The 22,770-nt window shown below is 35.6% G+C and carries 22 protein-coding genes, 1 tRNA gene and 1 other RNA gene; 18 read left to right on the top strand and 6 right to left on the bottom strand.

What is annotated here, in order from left to right:
• Positions 1-259: 259 nt before the first annotated feature.
• From ACLTBU_RS13005 to ACLTBU_RS12985, 5 genes are all read left to right on the top strand, one after another.
• Positions 260-454 (top strand): hypothetical protein, encoded by a 195-nt coding sequence (locus ACLTBU_RS13005; RefSeq protein ID WP_177672000.1) that lies wholly within the window; start codon positions 260-262, stop codon positions 452-454.
• Positions 455-624: 170 nt separating this feature from the next.
• Positions 625-1,515, top strand: coding sequence for a DUF3881 family protein (locus ACLTBU_RS13000; RefSeq protein WP_412219309.1), 891 nt, complete (start codon positions 625-627; stop codon positions 1,513-1,515).
• A 111-nt stretch (positions 1,516-1,626) separates the two neighbouring features.
• A tRNA-Arg gene (locus ACLTBU_RS12995) sits at positions 1,627-1,700 on the top strand.
• A 177-nt stretch (positions 1,701-1,877) separates the two neighbouring features.
• Positions 1,878-2,456, top strand: coding sequence for a restriction endonuclease (locus tag ACLTBU_RS12990; RefSeq protein WP_177672002.1), 579 nt, complete (start codon positions 1,878-1,880; stop codon positions 2,454-2,456).
• A gap of 74 nt (positions 2,457-2,530) precedes the next feature.
• The gene (locus tag ACLTBU_RS12985) at positions 2,531-2,923 is read left to right on the top strand and encodes a hypothetical protein (RefSeq protein WP_249332927.1); all 393 of its coding nucleotides are present in this window, start codon (positions 2,531-2,533) and stop codon (positions 2,921-2,923) included.
• A gap of 72 nt (positions 2,924-2,995) precedes the next feature.
• On the opposite strand, the gene ACLTBU_RS12980 is transcribed toward ACLTBU_RS12985, so the two are convergent.
• Positions 2,996-3,790, bottom strand: coding sequence for a protease inhibitor I42 family protein (locus ACLTBU_RS12980; protein ID WP_412219307.1), 795 nt, complete (start codon positions 3,788-3,790; stop codon positions 2,996-2,998).
• 86 nt (positions 3,791-3,876) lie between these two features.
• Entirely contained in the window at positions 3,877-5,304 is a 1,428-nt protein-coding gene (locus ACLTBU_RS12975; protein ID WP_412219305.1) for a spore germination protein, read from the bottom strand.
• 347 nt (positions 5,305-5,651) lie between these two features.
• Between ACLTBU_RS12975 and tadA the strand changes: the two genes are divergently transcribed.
• The 3 genes from tadA (at position 5,652) to ffs (ending at position 6,969) form a co-directional block, all read left to right on the top strand.
• A complete protein-coding gene (tadA, locus tag ACLTBU_RS12970) occupies positions 5,652-6,128 on the top strand; it encodes a tRNA adenosine(34) deaminase TadA (protein WP_249332929.1) in 477 nt (158 codons plus the stop codon).
• 69 nt (positions 6,129-6,197) lie between these two features.
• Complete coding sequence (locus ACLTBU_RS12965; RefSeq protein WP_249332930.1) at positions 6,198-6,635, top strand: hypothetical protein; 438 nt, start codon at positions 6,198-6,200, stop codon at positions 6,633-6,635.
• Between the two features lie 69 nt (positions 6,636-6,704).
• Positions 6,705-6,969, top strand: an RNA gene (gene ffs, locus ACLTBU_RS12960) — signal recognition particle sRNA large type.
• 82 nt (positions 6,970-7,051) lie between these two features.
• On the opposite strand, the gene ACLTBU_RS12955 is transcribed toward ffs, so the two are convergent.
• On the bottom strand, positions 7,052-7,342 hold the full coding sequence (locus ACLTBU_RS12955) for a hypothetical protein (RefSeq protein WP_177672008.1): 291 nt from the start codon (positions 7,340-7,342) through the stop codon (positions 7,052-7,054).
• 106 nt (positions 7,343-7,448) lie between these two features.
• Between ACLTBU_RS12955 and ACLTBU_RS12950 the strand changes: the two genes are divergently transcribed.
• The 10 genes from ACLTBU_RS12950 to ACLTBU_RS12905 all read left to right on the top strand — a co-directional run bounded on the left by ACLTBU_RS12950 (position 7,449) and on the right by ACLTBU_RS12905 (position 17,491).
• Complete coding sequence (locus ACLTBU_RS12950; RefSeq protein WP_249332931.1) at positions 7,449-7,802, top strand: arsenate reductase family protein; 354 nt, start codon at positions 7,449-7,451, stop codon at positions 7,800-7,802.
• A 63-nt stretch (positions 7,803-7,865) separates the two neighbouring features.
• Positions 7,866-9,473 carry a DNA polymerase III subunit gamma/tau gene (gene dnaX / locus ACLTBU_RS12945; RefSeq protein ID WP_412219303.1) on the top strand — a complete coding sequence of 536 codons (1,608 nt, stop codon included), beginning with the start codon at positions 7,866-7,868 and terminating at the stop codon, positions 9,471-9,473.
• Positions 9,474-9,486: 13 nt separating this feature from the next.
• Complete coding sequence (locus ACLTBU_RS12940) at positions 9,487-9,822, top strand: YbaB/EbfC family nucleoid-associated protein (protein WP_177672011.1); 336 nt, start codon at positions 9,487-9,489, stop codon at positions 9,820-9,822.
• A gap of 23 nt (positions 9,823-9,845) precedes the next feature.
• The gene (recR, locus tag ACLTBU_RS12935) at positions 9,846-10,424 is read left to right on the top strand and encodes a recombination mediator RecR (protein ID WP_177672072.1); all 579 of its coding nucleotides are present in this window, start codon (positions 9,846-9,848) and stop codon (positions 10,422-10,424) included.
• Positions 10,425-10,592: 168 nt separating this feature from the next.
• Complete coding sequence (locus ACLTBU_RS12930) at positions 10,593-12,386, top strand: MutS-related protein (protein WP_412219300.1); 1,794 nt, start codon at positions 10,593-10,595, stop codon at positions 12,384-12,386.
• 163 nt (positions 12,387-12,549) lie between these two features.
• A complete protein-coding gene (locus tag ACLTBU_RS12925; RefSeq protein ID WP_412219298.1) occupies positions 12,550-13,254 on the top strand; it encodes a hypothetical protein in 705 nt (234 codons plus the stop codon).
• A 3-nt stretch (positions 13,255-13,257) separates the two neighbouring features.
• Positions 13,258-14,433 carry a hypothetical protein gene (locus ACLTBU_RS12920; protein ID WP_412219296.1) on the top strand — a complete coding sequence of 392 codons (1,176 nt, stop codon included), beginning with the start codon at positions 13,258-13,260 and terminating at the stop codon, positions 14,431-14,433.
• A 16-nt stretch (positions 14,434-14,449) separates the two neighbouring features.
• Positions 14,450-16,279, top strand: a complete 1,830-nt coding sequence (locus ACLTBU_RS12915; protein WP_412219294.1) for an ATP-binding protein — start codon at positions 14,450-14,452, stop codon at positions 16,277-16,279.
• Between the two features lie 13 nt (positions 16,280-16,292).
• Entirely contained in the window at positions 16,293-16,991 is a 699-nt protein-coding gene (locus tag ACLTBU_RS12910; protein WP_177672016.1) for a response regulator, read from the top strand.
• A gap of 11 nt (positions 16,992-17,002) precedes the next feature.
• The gene (locus tag ACLTBU_RS12905) at positions 17,003-17,491 is read left to right on the top strand and encodes a gamma carbonic anhydrase family protein (protein ID WP_412219292.1); all 489 of its coding nucleotides are present in this window, start codon (positions 17,003-17,005) and stop codon (positions 17,489-17,491) included.
• Positions 17,492-17,557: 66 nt separating this feature from the next.
• On the opposite strand, the gene mprF is transcribed toward ACLTBU_RS12905, so the two are convergent.
• From mprF to ahpC, 3 genes are all read right to left on the bottom strand, one after another.
• A complete protein-coding gene (mprF, locus tag ACLTBU_RS12900; RefSeq protein WP_412219289.1) occupies positions 17,558-19,930 on the bottom strand; it encodes a bifunctional lysylphosphatidylglycerol flippase/synthetase MprF in 2,373 nt (790 codons plus the stop codon).
• 121 nt (positions 19,931-20,051) lie between these two features.
• On the bottom strand, positions 20,052-21,731 hold the full coding sequence (locus tag ACLTBU_RS12895) for an FAD-dependent oxidoreductase (protein WP_412219287.1): 1,680 nt from the start codon (positions 21,729-21,731) through the stop codon (positions 20,052-20,054).
• Positions 21,732-21,843: 112 nt separating this feature from the next.
• Positions 21,844-22,407, bottom strand: a complete 564-nt coding sequence (gene ahpC / locus ACLTBU_RS12890; RefSeq protein ID WP_320650537.1) for an alkyl hydroperoxide reductase subunit C — start codon at positions 22,405-22,407, stop codon at positions 21,844-21,846.
• Positions 22,408-22,770: the final 363 nt, after the last annotated feature.

Genomic DNA, 22,770 nt, shown 5'->3' with positions numbered 1-22,770 from the left:
AAAATCGCCCTTAAATTAAGGGCGATTTTTTGATTCCGTTATTTATAATGTAAATGTATAGAATGCATAAAATGCATAGGTTATAAATTATAATATAGATTTAGGATCAGTGCAAGACTCTTTTCGTTTCGATATTAAAAGTATTATATTGCATTTTTTTGACTATTTAGATTAAAAGATTACTTATAAAGGTTATGAATAAATTTAATAAATTTGTCTAAACTAAGATTGCTAGAAGAATAAGAAGGAGTGTGTTGTTATGAGGCAGTTTGAATGTAAGAATTGTGGGTATGACATGACAGGCATTGAACACCTTACTAATACTATGAACTCTACCTTCTATCCAGGCGTAGATAATACTTTTATGGATGTAGTAGGGCTTTATAATAGTCAGTTCAATAATTCAGTAAGATGTCCTAACTGCGGACAGGTAGGCAGATGGGTAAAACATTAATAGATAGTAGAAGAGCTACCTTTATTTTCTAGGTAGTTCTTTTTTATGACTTATGCTATAGTAAGTATGAAATATAGAAAAATTTCATACAATGTATCAAGCCATTTACTTGCACTTGTAAGATGTGCTCATGTATAATGAAATAATAACATATGGAGAGGAGGCTGGTTATGGAATCTCCACTAAAAGCAATAGGGTTTACCCAAGTAAATGAAAAAGAAATGATGGAAGACATTTTAGAGGAAATTTTAAGTAATCCTACAAAACAAGAAGCTATTCAGCTTAGCGCTAAACAGATATTAGCAGAGTACATGAAAGAGATAGCAGAAAATACATATGTTATGGCACGTGTTTGCGTTAACAAATCTTCGAAGGAACCTAAGATTCAAGTGTTTAGCTGTGATGCTTATGTTGAAGCGAATACTGCTCTTGATGTAGAGGATGTAGAGGTAGAGGGATTTGATGATGGAGACGGCGGAGACCAAAGCTATTATGTAGTTTGTGAAGAGCGAGAGACAGCTATGCAGATTGTTTTCTGGCTTCAAAATGTAGTGGAATATTTAGAGGCACGCAAGAAAAACTTAACATGTTCACAGGTTAATATAGTAGGGATTGCTTCAGAAGGTACAATTGTATTGCCGATAGAAAAAGATGAAGAAGAAGAGCAGATTGAAAAGGAAGAACGTGAGAAACTGCGCTTTATTCTTCAACAGATGAAAAATGGTGATGAAGAAGCTAAGGAAATGCTTGAAAAAGAAGAGAAGGAGTTAGATGACCAGCTTAAAGAACGTTTAAGAGAAGAAGACTTTTTAAGTGTAATGAGCGGTTATTTTATTCCAGAGACAATAGATGAAGCAACTTATGCAGTGCTTGGTGAAATCTTAGAGATTAAAGAACGTATAAATAGTCAAACAGATGAGAAGATGTATATCTTTTCACTAGATGTAAATGATCTTAACTTGGAAGTTGTTATCAGCCAGAGGGAACTTATAGGTATGCCAAGTGTAGGTATGCGCTTTATGGGTACTTGCTGGATACAAGGCAAAGTGATTATGAGTTAAGAATAGGAGCTGCCTTTTGGCAGCTTTTTTATATGAAATATAATTACACTTAAGTTTAATTAACCTACTTGACGAATGAGAAGTAAAGGCGTAATATAAAAGAGATTATACGTTTCCGTAGCTCAGTAGGATAGAGCGACCGCCTCCTAAGCGGTAGGCCGCTGGTTCGATTCCAGTCGGGAACGTTCTATATCATAAGAAAAACTGGATGATAACTGGCTAAAGCTGGTTATCATCCAGTTTTTTTCTATATGGATAAAGATATAAGAGATTTTCTTTAATATCACAAGGTTGTTAAAAAATTTAGATAGTGAATAAAATTATGAAAATCATCCCATACTCCTTAACAAGAGGTGAGAAAAATGGATAAATTTATAAGAGTTATTTTATTTACTATAGCATTAGGCATGTATTTTTTATTTATATTAAAATCTGATAATATTGTTATAGCAGTGACTAAAATTATGATAGTAGCTTTATTGTTATTAGGTATGGAAGCTATTAGAAGAGATAGAGAAAAAGTGTTTTTAATCCATTCTGATATAACTAGGCTAAAGAATATGAAGAACAGTGAGTTTATGGAGTATGTGGCACAGCTTTATAAGAAATTAGGTTACTATATAGACCCTATTAAGAAGGAGAAGGATTTAGGGTGTGATTTAATTGTAAGGAAAAATCGTGATGTCATCTGCATTAAGTGCATAAGTGAAGAAGCAGAGGTTAATTTAGAGCCACTCCAGGCAGCCTATGGTAGTAAGAATTTATATAGGGCCAACAAGAGTTTGGTGATTACGCCGAATGGCTACACAGACAAGGCCAAGCAGTTTGCTAGGGCCAATCATATGATATTAGTAGACCAAATGGAACTGATTAAATTAATTACCAAAGCTATAGGAAATAAAGACAGTGAAATGTCTGCACCCAATACGCAGGAAGCGTAATTAGAATGTAATACTAAATAGATCGAATTTGTGTTAGTATAATCTTATACTTATGTTTAAAAGGGGGATTTAGTATGGAACTAGAAACAAGCAAGGAACAAGCATATGATATGCAACTTTCTGCAAAGAAGCCTAAAATCAAAATAGGTACTATGGTTATAGGTATTATGCTTATTGCTATTCCTATTTTAATTACCTTATTTATGACTATGCCAGAACTTTGGCAAGGTATAATGAGTGCAAAAGGTGAGATTATAAAAGGAGCGGTAATTGGTTTAAGTACTTTACCTGTGCTTTTATTTGTTGTTATTAAAGGTGGAAATGCCTGGTATAGAAAATGGTGGGCATGGGTTGCTTGCGGTATTACTGTAATAGCAGTTGTAGCCATTAGCTTATTAGGAACTACGAGCATGGCACCTACTAATGATATGGGTAGGATGGAAATGCAGATGGGTGAAGGAATGTAAAAGGTCAGCATCAGGAATAAAAAAGAGGTGGGACAAAACAACATTGGTTTTGTCCCACCTCTTTTTATATATTTAATTTTGAAGGGCTGTGGTAGGTTTTGCTTTAAGCTTGAAAGTCTTGGTGTCAATGACAGAATCAGGGGTTGATGGACGAAGTTTTTTAAATTCCATAGTATAGGTACCATCTTTTGTAGCTTTAATAACCCAAGAGTGTTCACCAGGAGAGTTGGCAACTTCAGGCTTATTAGGTACAAAGTGATCGCTAATAACTTGGAGACCTTCAGGAAAGGTAACTTGCCATACATATCCTGTAGAAGGATTTTCGTCCAAACGTATAATAAGTTGTTGGCCTGTATAGTAAGTATTGGAACCTTCAAAGAGAGGAAGGATGGTTTGTTGAACGGGTTTTTCTGTTTCTTCTTGTTTAGGTGTTTCGGTTTTGTTAGGAGGTATTGTAGGTTCTTCTGTAGGTGTCAGGATAAACTCATTATCCTGTAAAGAGACATGTAGGTTAAAGGCTTTACTCCAAAATTCAGCAGGTGCATAAAGGACATTATCGATGAGTTTTGGTGCCTTTGAAAGAGTTACTGGAACTTGATTAACAAGGATTTCAGTATTATTAACAGAAAGAGAAACAGTTAAATCGGCACTTTGTAAAACTGTAGATTTAGTAGCCGGGTCCCAAGAGAGTTTATGACCTAATAAATCGTTAAGTATTCTAACAGGGAAGAAAGTGTTATCCTCATATGTAGCAGCAGGTACTACCTGTGTGTTGTTTATATTAGTAGGGAGTTCAGAGGCATATATCAGACTGTTACAACTTATAAGAGTAAGTAATATAGGAAATATAAACTTAGACCTTTTCATAAAATACACTCCTTAAAATAATGATATTTAATTTAAGTATATCATTTTAAGGAGTGTAGAGGTACAAATTTTGCATTAAGTTGTGATTAATTATTTCTTACATGCTGTTTACTTTTTACTTTAGTTCGGAACAAAAGTGTCCTAAGGGCTGTCCAGTTAAATGGAATAAGGGGATAGAGATAGGATTCACCGCTGAAGGATTTAGTACGTGCAATGAAAATAATGTCTATAATAAGGGCAATGACAAAGCCCCATATATTGAATAATCCTGCTCCTAGTAGAAGTAACATACGCATAAATTTGATCGCATATGAAAGTTCAATACTGGGCTGAGTAAAGCTAGAAAGTGCAACAATAGCCATGTAAAAGATGGTATGTGGAATAAGCCATCCGGTTTTGACTGCATATTCACCTAGAATAAGCCCGCCAATGACAGATAGAGATGTGCCAAGAGAGCTTGGAGTATTTAAGGAAGCAATCTTCAGGCCATCTACAGCAATTTCAAGTGCCAAAAACTGAATGAAGAGGGCAACATTTAATGGGTCATCAGGCAATAAAAAGCTCAAAGATGAGGGAAGATACTGATCATTTTTAACAATAAGGACATATACAGGGGTTAAAAAGAGATTAAAGATCAGTATGGCATAGCGTATAAAACGTAAATAATTCCCTGTCAGTACGGGTACATAATAATCATCTACATCCTGAGTAAAGTCAAAAATACCTGTTGGAACAATAATAGCAGTAGGAGAGTTATCAACTAAGATAACTATTTTACCTTCGGATACTTGTGCTGCAGCTACATCAGGGCGTTCTGTATAGCGTGCTTTAGGAAAAGGATTAATCCAGGAATCTGAATGCACAGCTTCAACTAAAGTTTGGTCGCCCATAGTAAGGGAGTTAATTTGTAAGTCATTAAGAAGCTGTTTTACCTTTTTTAATGCTTTTTTATTCACCTTATTACTAATATAGCCAATAGCGACATCAGTATGAGACAAAGAACCAATTTGCATCATCTCAAATATAAGATATGGGTCACGCACACGTCGTCTGATAAGTGCTGTATTAAAGACAATAGTTTCCACGAAGCCATCACGAGCACCACGAATAGTCTTTTCTTTTTCTGGTTCGCTAATACCACGGGTAGGATAGGTGCGAAGGTCTATAACTGCCGCAGAGGGGGATCCATCAAAAAAGAGGATGGTCTGACCAGCTAGAAGAGCTGTAACCAGTTTATCTAAATCCGTTTCTGTAGAGACCTCTATAGAACTGATAGCATATTCAATAAGCTCTTCGGCAGTATGGATTTGATCTAGAGTTTCTTTAGGGAGAGTAAATATATCTCTACGGACATACTCAAGATTAGTATCTTTTGCAAAACCATCTAAGAAATAAAGGTGAAAATTACGTCCGTGGATTCTAAGTGTTTTTTCAAGGAGATCAAAGCTTTTACCTATAGGTAGAATAGCTTTTAGAGCATGTATGTTATCTTGTAGATTAGATGTAAGCTTCATGTTAATCACCTGTTTCTGGAAATATTGTACTTAGTGTGTGCAGGTCTATACAAAATATACATTTTTAAATAGAATAGAGGGGTGATTGAAATAGTTGACCTAGTAGTCAGTAGGGGATACCTAGGGCTTACCTATACCTTTTCTACTGGTTCCACCGGGAAACTTTAGATGAGTGTCAGTATGTATGGGTTTGTATTAGAACTTTGTTTTATTGTCTACTTTAATTGGGAAATTTCCAGTTCCTTTAATGGGATATGGAAATTCTCTTATATTAGATTATTTGATATTTATAACTTAGTATACAAAGGTAAAGGTTGGTTCATAGATTTAAGAAAGGCGGCATAAGTGTGGAAGAGGAACTTTTATTACAAGAACATAAGAAATATATGGAGATGGCTTTAGAAGAGGCAAGAAAGGCTTATGAGCTGGATGAGACGCCAATAGGAGCTATTATTGTGCATAATGGAGAAGTTATTGCAAAGGCATGTAATAGGAGAAACACGGATAAGAACAGCTTGGCTCATGCGGAAGTTATGGCAATTGATGAGGCTTGCAAGTATATAGGAGATTGGAGATTAGAGGAGTGTACAATTTATATTACCCTTGAGCCTTGTCCAATGTGCGCAGGAGCTATTGTACAGGCCAGAATTCCAAAGGTAGTATATGGTGCAAGTAGTCCTAAGGCTGGTTTTGGTGGCTCAGTTATTAATATTTTAGAGATGGGTTCTCTTAATCATAGATGCGATGTTATAAGAGGTATATGTGAAGAAGAAAGTGCGGTACTTCTTAAAGATTATTTTAAGAAAATGCGACAAAAAAAGTAATTGGAGAGTAGTCTGAACAATGGTATAATGTAGGAAATGGTTTTAATAAAAGAAATGGGGGAATTATAAATGAACGTAACAGCAAAACATAAAAAAGCTAGAATTTTTAGAGACTTTCTTATTGAAACAAACGGTATCAACATGTTTAAGGAAGAAGAAAAAGAAAATGCAATTCTTTTTAGAAGTTTATACCCTGTTAGAGAAGATGATAAAAAGCAATTTATGCTCATTATAGATGATACAGTTTATGTAACAATGCAAGCACTTATTGTACCAGAAGTGCCAGAAGAAAAAAGAGATGAAATGCTTAAATTAATTAATACAATTCATCTTGAGTACCCAACTGTAAAATATGTCCTTACACCAACTGGACAAGTTATGACTTCTATGGTGTTCCATGCTCATGAGAAGAACTTTGATCCAGCTTCTACACTTAGATGTATCTTAGAATTATTTAAAGTGATTACAAACAATCATTATGATCGTTTCTTAAAAGTTATTGGTTAAGCGGGCATTGACAGAGTGAACTAAAGTGGTTATACTAATAACGTGACATTTTCATATGTCAACCAATTTCCGTGCTAGCCGGGGAGGTAGCGGCGCCCTGTACCTGCAACCCGCTGTAGCAGGGGTGATGCTCTAGCCGAGGCAGTATTCTGTAGGGTCTGCCCCTAGCAAGTGATGTTGATGATTAGGTCTTACGCAATAGGCACTCGTGAACCGTGTCAGGTCCGGAAGGAAGCAGCACTAAGCGAGCCCGCTCTATGTGCCGTGAGAGTGCCTAGTCGGAGTTAACTACTAGGGTAACGCTTATGGGCTGCTGTCGAAGCTGAGTGCACGGATTTAATAAAGTATATAAACATAATGAGATAGGCCCCTGATAGATTTTTTAATCTTTCAGGGGCCATTTGTTTAAAATTTGACTACTTGTCAACAATAACAGTAAAAGTCTTGGTTGAGATAATACGTCTGCCACAGCAACGTTTACGAAGTTTACAGGTAATGACATATTCTCCTGGAGTAGATGGAGTAAGAAGCCATACACGTAAACGAGTAGAAGCATAAGGTGTACAGCTGTTTTTAAGGGTTTTAAAAGAAGGTGGAAGATCTAATTTCCATTCTGCATTAAGATTAGGAGATTCTTCTAGAGCAAGCTCAAGTACATCGGTTATTTTAGCGAAAGTTTTGCTGGAGGAAGAGAGCACTTTATTCATTTATAACAGATCCTTTCATGTAAAATAGAGCTTAAAAACTTTATATAGTAGTATATACAAGCAGTGAATAATTGGACACAGAATCATAATAGAAAGAGGAGACAAAATGAAAACTTTATTTATACAATATCCAAAATGTACAACATGTAAGAAAGCGCTTAATTATATTAAAGAAAAAGGTGTAGAGTTTGAGGATAGACATATTGTAGAAAATGCACCTACGCAAGAAGAACTTAAAATGTGGATTGAGAAAAGTGGATTAGAATTTAAAAAATTCTTTAATACATCAGGTAAACTCTACAAAGAAATGGAACTTAAAGATAAAGTAAAAAATATGACTTTAGAAGAAGCTACAGCATTACTTGCTACAAATGGTATGCTTGTTAAAAGACCACTTCTTATTACAGATGATGCTGTAGTAGTTGGTTTTAAAGCTGAGGCTTATGATGAAGTGCTGTAAGAAAGCTTGTTTTGTGGTATAATATAAGGAGAAATCATACCAAGAATGAGAAAGGAATGAGCCATGAGTTATTTAGCGCTATATCGAAAATATAGGCCAAGAACCTTTGATGAAGTTGTAGGCCAAGAGCATATTGTCAGAACGCTTCAAAACCAAATTAAAACAGAGCGCATTTCTCATGCTTACCTTTTTACAGGAAGTAGAGGAACAGGGAAAACAACTATTGCCAAGATTTTTGCACGTGCTGTTAACTGTACGAATCCGGCAAATGGTTCGGCTTGTATGGAGTGTGAAGCTTGTAAGCAAATTGAAGATGGGGGAAGCATTAACATTATTGAGCTGGATGCAGCATCTCACAACGGGGTCGATAATATTCGTGAGATTAATGAAGAAGTTAAATATAGCCCAGCAGTAGGTAAGTATAAAGTGTATATCATTGATGAGGTGCATATGCTTTCTACAGGTGCCTTTAATGCTCTTTTAAAAACATTAGAAGAGCCACCTGCTCATGTCATTTTTATTTTAGCAACTACTGACCCGCAGAAAATTCCTGTTACTATTCTTTCAAGATGCCAGCGTTTTGACTTTAAGCGTATACCTGCTAGTCAGATTAGTCATACACTCCATGGGTATATGAATGAAGAACATATTGATATAGAAGATGAAGCTTTAGATTATATTGCACGTCTAGCAGATGGTGGGATGAGAGATGCTTTAAGTATTTTAGAGCAGTGTATTTCTTTCTACTTCGATGAGCATATTACAGTAGATAAAGTACTTTATTTAGTAGGTGCAGTCGATACACACTATTTATTTGATATGATTGATGCACTTATAGCGTATAATAGTACGAAAGCACTTGAAGTATGTGATCAGGTTAATATACAGGGCCGCAGTATCAGGCAATTTGCAGTAGATCTACTTGTACATGTACGTAATTTGTTAGTCGTAAAGACTACACAGGGTCAGGCGAGTGTGTTAGACTATAGCAAGGAATATATCGCCAAGTTAGAAGAACAAGCAAGTCGCACTGAGGTGGGTACTTTAATGCACTATATTAAAGTGTTTTCTGAACTAGACAGTGAGATTAAAGTAGCTTCTAACCAACGTATTCTACTAGAAGTTACAGTGCTTAAACTGAGTGAAGCTGTAACAGATGCAGCGAGTAGTGGGATTGAAGATAAACTTCTAGCACTTCAAGCTAAGCTTGAAAAGTTAGAAGCCAGAGAACCTATGCAGGTAGTAAGAGAAGTAAGTGCTAAAGAGCCTGAGAAGGAAATTGTACCAACTAGACTTCCAGAAGCTGTTCCAGAAGATATTAAAGAGCTGGTAGGGAAATGGGATACTATTAAAAATCAGTTAGGTACAGCAGCAAGGCTTGTGTTTAAGTCTACTTCAGCAGGTCTTATTGAAGGGGATATATTTTACATTGTACATGGTGTTAATATGGAACCAAGCATTAACTCTCACATAGAAGAGGCAAGGGCTCTTATTAATAAAACCATGCAAAAAGAGGTTAAGGTTGTGCCAATTGCCATCAACAACTATGAGATGAAAACAAAAGAAGTTCATGGCACGAAGATGCAGAAAAATGATGTAACTGATTCAATCAGTGGTACACTTAAAGATATTTATTCAAAAATAAATTATAAAATAGAAACCATTAATTAGGAGGATTAGAACAATGGCTAGACCAGGATTCGGCGGCATGCCTAACATGCAACAACTTATGAAACAAGCACAAAAAATGCAAAAACAAATGGAAGAAGCACAAGCTAAAATTGGTGAAGCAGAAGTAACTGCAACAGTAGGTGGCGGTATGGTTGAAGTTGTCGCTACAGGTAATAAAGAAATTAAATCTATTACAATCAAACCAGACGTTGTAGACCCAGATGATATTGAAACATTAGAAGATTTAGTACTTGCAGCAGTAAATGAAGCAATCCGTCAAGCTGACGAACTTAGTCAAAAAGAAATGGGCAAATTAACAGGTGGTATGCCAACAGGAGGCCTATTCTAGTGAATGGCTACTATGGCAATAAAATGATATCTCTTATTGAAGAGTTATCAAGATTACCTGGAATCGGTTCAAAATCTGCGCAAAGACTTGCTTTCCATATCATTAGCTTACCAAAAGATAAAGTAAAACATCTAGCAGATACCATTATGGATGCTAGAGAACATATTAGTTATTGTGAAAGATGTTGTACCATTACAGATGATAAGCTTTGCCCAATTTGCAAAGATGATACACGTACCCAAGAGCAAATCATGGTAGTAGAAGACTCAAGAGATATGGCTGCATATGAACGCACTAAAGAATTCAAAGGGCTTTACCACATACTTCATGGAGCTATTTCACCAATGATGGGAGTAGGTCCAAGTGATATTAAGATTAAAGAATTACTTGAACGTATTCAAAAAGAAAATATCAAAGAAGTTATTGTAGCTACTAACCCTAATATTGAAGGGGAAGCAACTGCTATGTATATTAGTAAGCTCCTTAAACCTCTTGGCATTAAAACAACACGTATTGCACATGGTGTACCAGTAGGTGGGGACCTAGAATATGTGGATGAAATTACATTATCAAGAGCACTTCAAGGTAGACGTGAAATGTAAAAATACTTAATAGGATATTTCTAGAAATAGGAATATCCTTTTTTGCATTCTAGAAAAGTTCTACTTACCTAGAATACTGTAATGATTTTAATAAGTTTAGCAAAAAAATCCCATGTCTGTGACGATTAGGTTATAATAAGAGTAAATCTAATAGAATGGAGCAAGAAGATGGAGGAAAAGTTTAAAGAACGCATAGACCAATATAAGGTCTTATGGGAATATGAAAATAAGATTTATAGTCGTATTGCTAATTTAAGGCTGATCGTGTTACTTGCCAGTTTATACATGACTTATCTACTTGTAAAGATGCAGGGCCATCTTATGGTTTTTGCTGTTGCTATAGTTTTTTATGGTAGTTTTATTTATTTAGTATATAGACATCAGAAAATCAAAGAGAAGCTAGATTACTATGAAAGTATGAAGCTGATTAATGAGAAGTATGTAAAACGTATGAATGAAGAGTGGCATAGTTTCCCTGATACAGGGGAGGAGTTATTAGATGAAGCTCATCCCTATGTCCTTGACCTAGATATTTTAGGGGAAAGATCTTTATTCCAAAAAATTAATACAACCCATACTTGGTATGGGAGAAAGAAATTAGCGAGTGCGCTTCTAGCACCAGATTTTACAGAGGAAGCAATAATAGAACGTCAGAAAGCTATAAAAGAACTTATGCAGGACTTAGACTTCTGTCAAAAGGTAGAAGGTGCGACGGCTAAACGTAAAAAGGCCATGAAAAATCCTGAAAAGCTCTTAAATTATGCAAAAGCGGAGGGAGACTTCCTTAAGGGTAAAGGATGGAGGAGAGTAGCTACCATTTTACCATGGGTGATTATTGCTTTATGGGCGGTAGGCTATGTAGCTCATATTCATCTACTTATTACTGGAACGCTCATACTGATGTTTATAAGTTATGGCTTTCAGTTTTTCCATGCACCACGTATTGGAGAAGTAAAAGGGATGCTAGGGGCTATTATTTATGAGCTTAATGAGTATGTGTATATATTAGAAGTACTGAAAGAAAAAGAATTTATAAGTCCTTATTTAAAGGAATTATCTAATGTGCTCTTTAAGGATCAGGTTAATGCATTAGATGCACTTAAAAAGTTAGAGAAAATCAGTAGCAAAGCGAATGTAACCACTCAACCTATAGTAGCCATTCCACTTGATGCTATTTTATTATGGGATCTAAAAATAGTTTTTGCTTTAGAAGATTGGAGAAAGACTTATGGTCAGCAAGTAGAGCATTACTTAGAGACTATTGGAGAGATAGAGAGCCTAATTAGCCTTAGTGTGCTAGGGCATGTAGAAGAAAAAGTAAGTTTTCCATTAGTAGCAGCAGAAGGTAGATTTATAACAGGAAAACAGGTGGGGCATCCTCTTATTAAGCAAACTGTACGTGTATGTAATGATGTCAATATGGATCAAGAAATTTTTGTTATTACAGGGTCTAACATGTCAGGAAAGACCACTTTCCTTCGTACAATCGGGATTAATCTTGTACTGGCTTATGCAGGTGCACCAGTTTTAGCGGACCAACTTGCTTGCAGTATGATGAAGATTTATACCTCCATGCGTATTAGAGATGACTTGACACATGGGATTTCTACTTTCTATGCAGAACTTACACGTATTAAGCAGATTATAGAGGCTGCTAAAGAAGATGCGCAAATGCTTTTCTTAATAGATGAAATCTTTAGAGGTACTAATTCTAATGATCGTATTATTGGAGCGACAAGTGTAGTGAAAGCACTTGATTCATTAGGAATCATTGGAGCCATTACTACTCATGATATGGAGCTTTGCCAGTTAAATGATACTATAGATGTAACCAATTATCACTTTAGTGAAACTTATACAGAAGACACAATTCAATTTGATTACAGTATTAAGGCTGGGCCATCTACTACAACAAATGCTAAATATTTGATGAAGATGGTAGGTATAGAACTTATACAGTAAGAAAGACTCTTGGGGGGCTAAGGTAGCCCCTTTTTTCATTTATTTTATCTGAATAAAAGCATAGAAAGTTCTTAAGAAATCTTAAGTAATAAGGGGCATGGACTTTAAGAAGTTACCTTTAATATAAAACTATAAGATTAAATGAATGAAGGAGAGAGGGAAGATGAAAGAGATAGTAGATGTAGATTTCCTACCAGTACTGGATGATGAAGATTTCCAAAGAGAAAAAAATAGTACGCATTCTGTAACGGAAGAGAAAGTCTATAATGAAGTCATAAAAGAAAATGAGATTTATGAATATAGCACTGAGGAAGCAGTAGAAAACATACAAGAAGAGAAGAAGGAAGAGCCTGTAAAGGTTGCTTATGAGAAGACTTATGAGCAAACCTATGAACAAAGTAATACGTATAAGTCTTATGATATGGGAGATAAACAAAAGAAGACAGAAACAGGTGAGCGTGACACCTCCTATGCTTCTTTTGATACAGCACAGAAGCAAGCATTTAAGAAGAAAAAGAAAAAAATTAGTGCTTCTATAGCTAATGGTATACTTTTAGCACTTGCTATTCTTATAGGGATACCAATTGCTGCTTTTGTAGGTTTCTTTGCAGTGATGGGTATTGGTATGGCAGTATTCTTCTGTGGCATGGCAGTAGGCATGGGAGTACTTGGTTTAGGACTTGCTGGTTTTACAGTGGTAGCAGGCATGGGGCAGATAGGTATGTTATGTTTCTTTGGTAGTCTACTTGCTATTGGAGGAGGCGGAGTTGGTCTTTGTCTAATACTTATGATTTTCATTTGGATTAAACGTTTATGTGTAGGAGGCTATAGACGCCTTAAGGAAAGAAAAGAAAGAGGGGTGGCATAAACGATGAAGGTATTGAAATTTTTATTAGCAGGGTGTTTAGTACTTGCAGGAATAGGTGTTGTTGGAACAGGTGTTACACTTGGTGAAGTGTATAAGAATAATCAGACTGTATATGAAGCAAGTGAAAGTGCCACTTTAAATCAAGCTGCACTGGAAAATGTCTATATTGAGTCAGATGTACCTGTACGTATTATGCCAACCGAAGGCAAAGCACGTGTAGAGTTTGAAGCAAGTGGTCATGGACTTATGATACCAGAGCCAAAGTATAAACTTGATGTGACAAGTGAGGGGAAATCTTCTTACATTAATTTAAAAGAAGTTCAAGGGCCAGAAGTTTACCTTTTTACAAACAACATCAGACAGGAGCTTACTGTCTATTTACCTGAAAAAGATATGAACACACTGAAAGTTGTTACAAATACTTTAAACTATCATAAATCTTTCTCATATGCTTCTAAAGCGAATATTAATGATTTAGTTCTAAATGTAGGTGCTATTGACCTTGATTTAGAAGGTAACTACAATCAAGTAGACATTCGTTCAAGAAATTCAGGAAATGGTAGTATTAAAATCCATTCCAATACACCGGCAGTCATGTATATAGAAGGTGAATGTAATACTAACCTTACAGGACAAATTCAGCAAGTTCATGTTAATAATATCTACAATTCAGATGGTAAGACCATTAATATTAATAGTGACTTAGAAGCTAAAATTAAGGTTGATAATCGATATAGTGATGTATTAATTGAAGGCAAAGTAAAAGATATTACAATGAATACACAAGGTGGCAATTTATTTGTAGATAGTAATACATCCTATAATATTTTAATAAATGCTTCTGATTATGTAGATACAAACTTGAAAGGTATGATTGAAACAGCTACTATAGAAAGTGAGTATGGAAATGTAAGACTTTACCCAACAGGTACACCAAAGCGTATAGAAGTATTAGGTAATGATGTTAATGTGCATGCAGTACTTCCGGCAGATATTTCTGGATTTGAGATTAAAAGAAAGACAGAAGGTTATGCTGAGGAAGATATGAATAATTTCTATACAGACTTTGAAGTAAAAAGTGAAACAATGGGTGAACAGCTAAAGCGCATTTACTTTGGTGATGAAGCTATGAAAATGTATATCAGTTCTGTGTATGGAGAGGTGTACGTTACACGATAAGAAAGAGGTATAGGGTATGAGAAGAAAAAAAGATAAAGTCCCTAAAAACCCTAAGAAAAATACTATGAAAAAACTAGGAGCGCAGCTTAAAGAAAAGGGCTGCGCCCTTTATGCTACCTGCGGTAAGAAGATTGGCAAGAGTTTAAGACTTCAAATCTTATGGATGGTACTTATAGGGTTTATAGTAGCAAGTTTAGGCGGATTAATTATTTTAGGTTTGGCGCATGAAGTAGGAATAGGGTATTATCAGTATCAAGATTATGAAAGTGCTAATGCCTACTTACAAAGGCGGCTAACAATTGCAGTAAGAGAAATTAATGGTCTAGAATCTGTCACAACTCATGTAAGGTTAGATATAGACGAGCTTTATGACCTTTTAAGGCGTATGGGTAATGAGGAGGCATTTATAGATGAACTGAGGGACTACCTTTCCGAAAGTGTTTCCTTAGAATACACAGGAACACGCCATATAGAAGCTATTGAAGCAGTTAAACCTAATTTTTATGATATTTCGGATGAGCGCATTAATGCGCTTTATAAAGAGCTTATTAAGCTTAAGGTAGAAGATAAGTGGAATGAAGAGGAAGTAAATAGTACGATTAACAAGTTCTTAATAGAGATAGGCTTTACAGATAAAGAATTGAAACAGAAGGCTATTGTACGTATCCTAGAGGGGCTTGATGGAATTGATTATGCAAGTGATACGCAGAATCTTCTAATTGATAGTAAAGGAACCATCATTTATGGAGATAGCTTTATTAAGAGTATTGATATTTTAGAGGCGATCAGAAAAGCCTCGACTTCTTCAGATGCTAGTAAGAAAGAACAACAGACAAGTCTTTATCCTATTATTTTAAATGGAGAGATTTACTATCTCATTAATAATACAACCCTAACAGGTGTCACCCATTCAATGTATACAGAGTCGTCAGATATTCTTGGCTTTTTAGGTGGGGTCATCATCTTTGTAACAGTTCTCTTATATGGGACTAAGAAGAAGATGAAGTATATTGAATATCTAGCATTTTGTTTAGGTGAAATCTCAAAGGGGGACTTAGACTTTGTAGTTGAAAAGAGGGGGAATGACGAGCTTGGACAAGTAGCACAGGCCATGACACAGATGGAAGAAAAGCTAAAGCAGCAGATGCAAGAACGTGCTCAAGCAGAGAAGACTAAGAGTGAGCTCATTACTAATGTGGCACATGATTTAAGAACACCTTTAACGTCTGTTATTGGATATATTGGGCTTGTAAAGGAGAATAAGTATGAAAATGAGGAAGAGGGTGCTAAGTACTTAGAAATCGCTTATAATAAATCTGAAAGATTAAAAGTACTTATTGAAGACTTATTTGAGTACACCAAGCTTAGTAATCGTAATGTACAGCTTAAGAAAGAACATATGTCCATTGCAACACTTATGAATCAGCTTATTGAAGAGCTTATGCCACTTGCAGAAGATAAAAATATTACTATTACATTCCATGTAGCAGCTAAAGAAACGGGTGTAACTGTAGATGTGATGAAGATGACAAGAGTATTTGAGAACCTTATTGAGAATGCCATTAAGTATTCACAAGAAGGTGAGGTTATTCAAGTAGTCATTCAGGAGACAAGGGAGTTTGTGTATGTAACAGTGCGTAATAGATGCACTGAAATTGCTAAAGACGATATTCATAAGCTATTTGATAGATTTTATAGAAGCGATAGCTCTAGAAATAGTACGACAGGTGGCAGTGGCTTAGGTCTTGCCATTGCTAAAAATATTGTAGAGATTCATGAAGGTAAGATTTGGGCACAACTTGATGAGGATAGAATTAGTTTTAATGTGAAGCTTAAAAAAGCGTAAGTGAGGTGAAGGTATGGAACAAGCAAAAATATTAGTAGTAGATGATGAAAAAGAAATTCGTGATTTAGTAGGGATTTATTTGCGTAATGAAGGCTATGAAGTAATCTTAGCAGGTACAGGACTTGAAGCACTTAAGGTAATAGGTGAACAGGAAGTTGACCTTATTGTACTGGATATTATGATGCCAGAAGTCAATGGTATAGATGCTTGTATGGAGATACGCAAAAATTCTAATGTACCTATTATTATGTTATCAGCTAAGACAGAAGATATTGATAAGATTATGGGCTTATCTGTAGGGGCAGATGACTATTTAGCTAAGCCTTTTAATCCACTTGAACTTATTGCAAGAGTGAAAGCTCAGCTTAGAAGGTTTACTAAGCTTAATGCTTTTTCTAAAGGAAAAGAAAATATATTAGAAGAAGATGAGCTTACTATGGATCTAGAGGCTGGAAAAGTCTATAAAAGTGGGATAGAGATTCCACTTACACCTACAGAGTATGGTATCCTCAAGTTACTTTGGGTTAATAAAGGCATTACCTTTAAAACAGAAACTATTTATGAGCGTGTATGGGGGCAGCCTTATTTTGAGAATAATAATACTGTTATGGTACACATTAGAAAGTTACGTGAGAAAATAGAAGAGAATCCTAGAGACCCTCTGTATGTGTTTACGGTATGGGGTGTAGGATACAAATTTGGTATAGACTAAGGAGTGTTTATATGATACATGAAACAGTCTTTATAGCAGAAGGTGCCCGCATAGTAGGTGATATTACTATAGGAGAAGACTGTAGCATTTGGTACAATGCAGTCATCCGTGCAGAAGGCCTTCCGGTATATATAGGTCCAGAAAGTAATATTCAAGATGGTAGTGTGATACATGTAGGCTATGAACATGCTGTAACTATTGGAAAAGGTGTAACGGTAGGGCATAGGGCTATTATTCATGGTGCGACAATTGGAGACTATACTTTAGTAGGAATGGGCAGTATTATTTTAGATGGGGCTAAGATAGGCAAGCACTGCATCATTGGAGCAGGTGCTCTAGTAACAGGTGGGACAGTTATTGAAGATGGTATGCTTGTCCTGGGATCTCCAGCTAAAGCAATTAAGCCACTCACAGAAGAACAAATAAAGAGTTTATATGATTCAGCAAATCATTACGTAGAGTTGGGCAAAACTTATAAGCAAAAAGAAAATAATAACTAGGAAAAAATCAAAAAATAGGCTCCTGCATAATTTAAGCATTATGCAGGAGCCTATTTTCATGTCCACCTAGCCTATGGAGTTTTTATCTGAGCCACTTATCATCTTAGTAAGCTGGATAAGAGCATTTGGTAAATGTGTACCTTTAGGATAGGCTAGATAGACACTTCGCCATTCAGGATAAAACTTCTCTTTATACTTACGTAAGCCTTTAAAGCTATAGATTTTGTTGCCGTAATTGTAAATGTACTTAGCTACTTTTTCTTTAGTAGTAGAGAATTGATTTACCCCTACATTAGAAAGTGGGGCCTTTCCTAAGATAAAGTAATCATAACCTTCTTCTATAGCCCATTCAATAAGGCCGATAAAGAGCGCATCCATAGCTCCATTTGGTGGGTTTGGTATAATACGCATTAGGTCAATGGAGACAGTATGTTTACTGTAATGAGGCATAATGGTTGCAAAACCTACTACTTCATTTTCTACCTTAATAATACCTATAGGTGCTCGTTCTATATAGGATTCATCAAATGAACCTAGAGAAAAACATTTTTCAGTGCGCTCTTCAAGCCATAAGTCTGAAATTTCTTTAAGCCTTTCAACAAGTTCCTGGTCAAAAGGAGGTGTTAGAAGTTTAAAGGTTAACTCACCCCGATTCATTTTGTTCTTTATAGTACGAAGTGGCGCGCCTTTCTTACCAGCTAAAGTAAAGGTATTTAGGTCAATAGCTGCTTCTTCACCAAGTTTAAGGAACTTAAAGCCATTTTCATGGTATATAGGTAACATAGATTCATTAATTTCATAGAAAATAGGTACCATATCATATTGGTCTGCAAAAAGTCTAAAGGCGTTAATAGCTTCTTTAAAGTTTTTGGTTTCTCCAATAGGGTCGCCTAATACCATAAGCTTATCTTTATAAGGTCTATAAGCAATGAGTACTGTATTGTTAACTGCATAGAAGAAACATTTGTCTTTTAAGAATAGGAGGTGAGTCATGGCATTACCTTCATATTTCTTTAGAAATAAAGATAGATTTGCAAGGTCTTCATCTGTAGCGTATTTAAAGTCCGAACGCTGTACAGAGAAAGCATTTAGAAGTATACTACCTAAAGCTACAAAGAAGATAAATATAATAATATCTACACTTTGCAACGTTAAATCTGCTTCAACTAAAAGATGGAAGGTAGCTTGTGTAAAGTAGTTATATAGACTAATATATAGGCTACTCATAAAGCCAAGTATTATAAAGTAGTATAGACAGCGCTTACGCTCTATAGGAGAGCCAATACGATAAAAGGTTTCTTTGGCAGGTGCTAAAATCACCATAATCATAATAAGTATAAAAGCTATCTCTATATTTAGCCCTTTAAGAAGTGCCAGTATACTACCCAATGTCAACATGAGTAAGGTGATAGAATAAGCTTTTTGCACTTTATCCCATATCCCTTTGGAGAGGATAATTAGAAGTAACCCAATCCCCATAGTACTTAACTTCGAAAATTTAATAAAGCTTAAGGAAAATACATGATTAAGCAGCTGGGTACGTTCTAATGCCTCGGGCAAGGAGGCTGATAAAATAAGTAAAAGGCCGGCAAATAAAGTAAGCGCAGCAAAGGATTTAACGCTCATCCAGTTCACAAGGTGTCTTTGACTTTCTGAAAGCTTACTTTTTTTATGTTTAGATGGACCTAAGGCCAAAATCAGCATAGTCAGTAACCATGGAATAATAGAGTAAAATACTCTAAAAGTAATAAGTACTAAAAGCATCTGGCTAAACTCATAGCCTAATGAAGTAAAGCAGATAAGAGCCAGTACTTCAAAAATGCCAAAGCCATAGGGTATGAGGCTCACATTAGCAATAAACATAGAAAAGGCAAATACAAGTAGTACGTCTAGCCTATTAAATGAAATATCATATAGAGTAAAAACATACATAAATAAGAAACTTGTTAAAAGCCATTTAATCATAGTACTTAAGATAAGCTTTAGCCTAGTTAAGAAGCTAATTTTAAAGGTCACAGGTAGTTGACCGCCATCATCAAATAGAATCATATCTTTTAAAGCATCAATAAACATAGCTTTTTTAGGGTCTATGCCTTCACTTTTATAAAGCTGGTAGCGTAAGCTACCTTTTCGTTTCTCAGCATCTTCAGCAAAGTTTAAAGCCATATCAGAAATCCAAGAAATTTTAAAGATATCACTAGGAGTTATTTTAAGTTTAAAGGCCTTACATAGGATAAAATCGTATAGGGTAGAAAGAGATACTACCATAAGTCCGCTAATAAGAAGAATAAGCATATGCTTAAAACTTTGATCTCTGAGGGTATCTATAAGCATAGCTAAATCGAGTGTGGCAATAGGTCTATGTAGAACCAGAAGTCCTAGCATCAATATAGAAAACCAAATGATATATTTAGTAAGGTTAAATTTATTTTTTAACACTTTTATTCCTCCAAAAGATAGAATCAGTTTAGTCTAATCTTTCTCATTATACCTAAGCTCTATCTTTATGCATAGGATTTTTACAAATAAAAAAGAGCTGCCAATAGCAGCTCTTTTTTATTTAAGGGAGGAGAGTTAGGATTTCTTCTAGTTTTTTTGCCCCAAAGTATACATTTTCATCATTCACGATTAGAGCGGGTACACTCATAATTTTAAAATCATTTTTTAGTTCTTTGAAGAGACTAATATCGAGCATTTCAGTTTCTACATTTGGATTTAAGAGGGCAATTCTTTGAGCCAGGGCGACCACATCGGGACAAAGGTGGCAGGAGAGGGATACAGCTACTTTAATATTTACAGGATTTGTAAGTGCTTTAATTTGAGTTACGATATTTGAATCAATAGGTTGTCCAGGGCCAGCTAAGTTGTACAGTGCAAGAATAAACGAGTTAAGCTCATGACCACCTGGAACACCATGGAATTTTACACCAGTATAATTGCCTTGTTCATCAAGGAATGCAACAACTGGGAATTTGTCTGCATGGATTTTTTCCTCTAAGTTTTTGTTTTCATGACGTCTTGTAATAAGTGTAGAGATATGCTCACTTAAATCTGCAATATCTAAGATGAGGTCTCTAAGTTCAACAGATTTACCATTGTTCGGATCGACAACAGAGGCAAGGGTAACAGGTCTTTCAAGTTTAGCAAGAATTTGTTTAAGTTGTACTCTAAGTTCAGGTGTTAAGAGTTTGCTTTTACCTTCCTCGGGAGCTGGGGTAGAAGGTGTTTCAGTTTGTGTATTAGCATTAGGGATAGAAGGCTTAGTAGAAGCTAGAGGGGGGTCTACTTCAATACCTAGCTTATCTTTTAATGCAGCAATATATTTTTCTGCATCAGTAGCAGCAATGGCACCATCAGCCACAGCTGTAACTACTTGGCGAAGTGCCTTAGGGCGAAGGTCACCAGCTGCATAGATACCAGGGATATTGGTTTGCATATTTTCATCTGTAGGAATATAGCCAGCTGCATCCATTTCAACATGACCTTTAAAGAGTGAAGTTGCAGGTGCATAACCTACAAAAATAAAGATACCAAAAGTGCCATCTTTTTCACTTGCTTTATAGGTAAAAGTCTCACCCGTTACATTATTAATAAAGTGAGCCTCTTGAAGGTTGTTATGACCTTTTGCCTCAAGAATTTCCGTATTAAAGTGTACTTTGATTTTAGGATGAGCAAGTACTTTATCTGCAATAGTCTTAGCACACGTAAATTCTGGCTCACGTGCAATGACAGTAACATTTTTAGCAAAGCGTGTTAGGAAGATGGCTTCTTCTGCAGCGGCGAAGCCTGCTCCAATGACGAATACATCTAGGCCTTCAAAGAGTTCTCCATCACAAGTAGAGCAGTAAGCGACACCACGTCCAGTAAATTCTGCTTCACCAGGGAAGCCAAGTTTACGTGGTGAAGCCCCTGTTGCAATGATGATTGCATAAGCTTGATAAGTGCCATTAGAAGTTTCAAGTATTTTCACATTATCTTTAAAGTCTACACTAAGTACTTCTGCTGTAGCAAATTGTACACCAAAGTCTAGTGCCTGATGTTTCATTTCTTCTATAAGGGCAGGGCCACTTGTGTGACGGATAGCAGGGTAGTTAACAATTTCCGAAGTTGTTTTAATCTGACCGCCCATACTATCTTTTTCTATGATAAGGGTGTTAAGTTTTGCACGCCCTGCGTAGATACTTGCAGAAAGACCAGCACTACCGCCACCAATAATAATTAAGTCATAAATTTTATTCATTTTTTATACCTCCTTTTCAATGTATTTTTAATTAAAAAAGGCTATCGTAAAAGTCTGAGGTCTACCGTATCTAAGGTAGACCTCAGACTTTTACGATAGCCTTAGGAGATTCTTAAAGTTTTCCTACTAAGTCAAGGCTTGGGCTTAAAGTTTCAGCTCCTGGAGTCCATTTTGCAGGGCAAACTTGGTCACCGTGTTCAGCAACGAATTGAGCAGCTTGAACTTTTCTTAATAACTCTTCAGCATTTCTACCAATACCTAAGTCATGTACTTCATAAGCTTTGATTTCACCTTCTGGGTTAACAATGAAAGTGCCTCTTAGAGCAAGACCTTCTTCTTCAATCATAACTTCGAATAATCTAGCAAGTGTACCTGTTGGGTCAGCTAGCATTGGATAATTAATTTTTGCGATTGTTTCTGAAGCATCAGCCCATGCTTTGTGTACAAAATGTGTATCTGTTGATACTGAGTAGATTTCACAACCAATTTCTTTGAATGATTCATAGTGATCAGCTAAATCACCAAGTTCTGTAGGGCATACAAATGTAAAGTCTGCTGGGTAGAAGAAGAATACTGACCATTGACCTTTTGTATCTGCTGCTGTTATTTCTTTAAAACTTCCGTTATGGTAAGCTTGAACTTTAAAATCTTCAATTTTTTTTCCGATTAATGACATAAAATTGTCCTCCTATGAATTTAAATTTTTTTATTTATAAGTTATATTAGTTTTTATTTGAGTCGTTCTTATGTATTGATAATAATTCTTATTAAATAAAAAGTCAATAGTATTTAGTAAAAAATAATTATTATTAGTTACAGATAATTTAGAATCAATATGGATAAATATAGATATATTCAAGATTTCAAGTATAAAATAAAGTATCCATATTGTTTTAAATTCATAGGAGGGATAGAGGTATATGAATTTAATGATATTAGCACCCATAGGGTGCAGTTTTAGCTTTAGTATTTGTCTTTTACAAGGGGAGTAAAATCTTGAAAATGGACGAAGGTAACAAGGAAGTTAAAGGCATTGGGA

Source organism: Zhenhengia sp., from assembly GCF_046966505.1.
Lineage (GTDB): Bacteria > Bacillota > Clostridia > Lachnospirales > Cellulosilyticaceae > Zhenhengia > Zhenhengia yiwuensis.
Note: the sequence above shows the minus strand (reverse complement) of the source record. Positions and strands in the feature narration are given on the sequence as shown.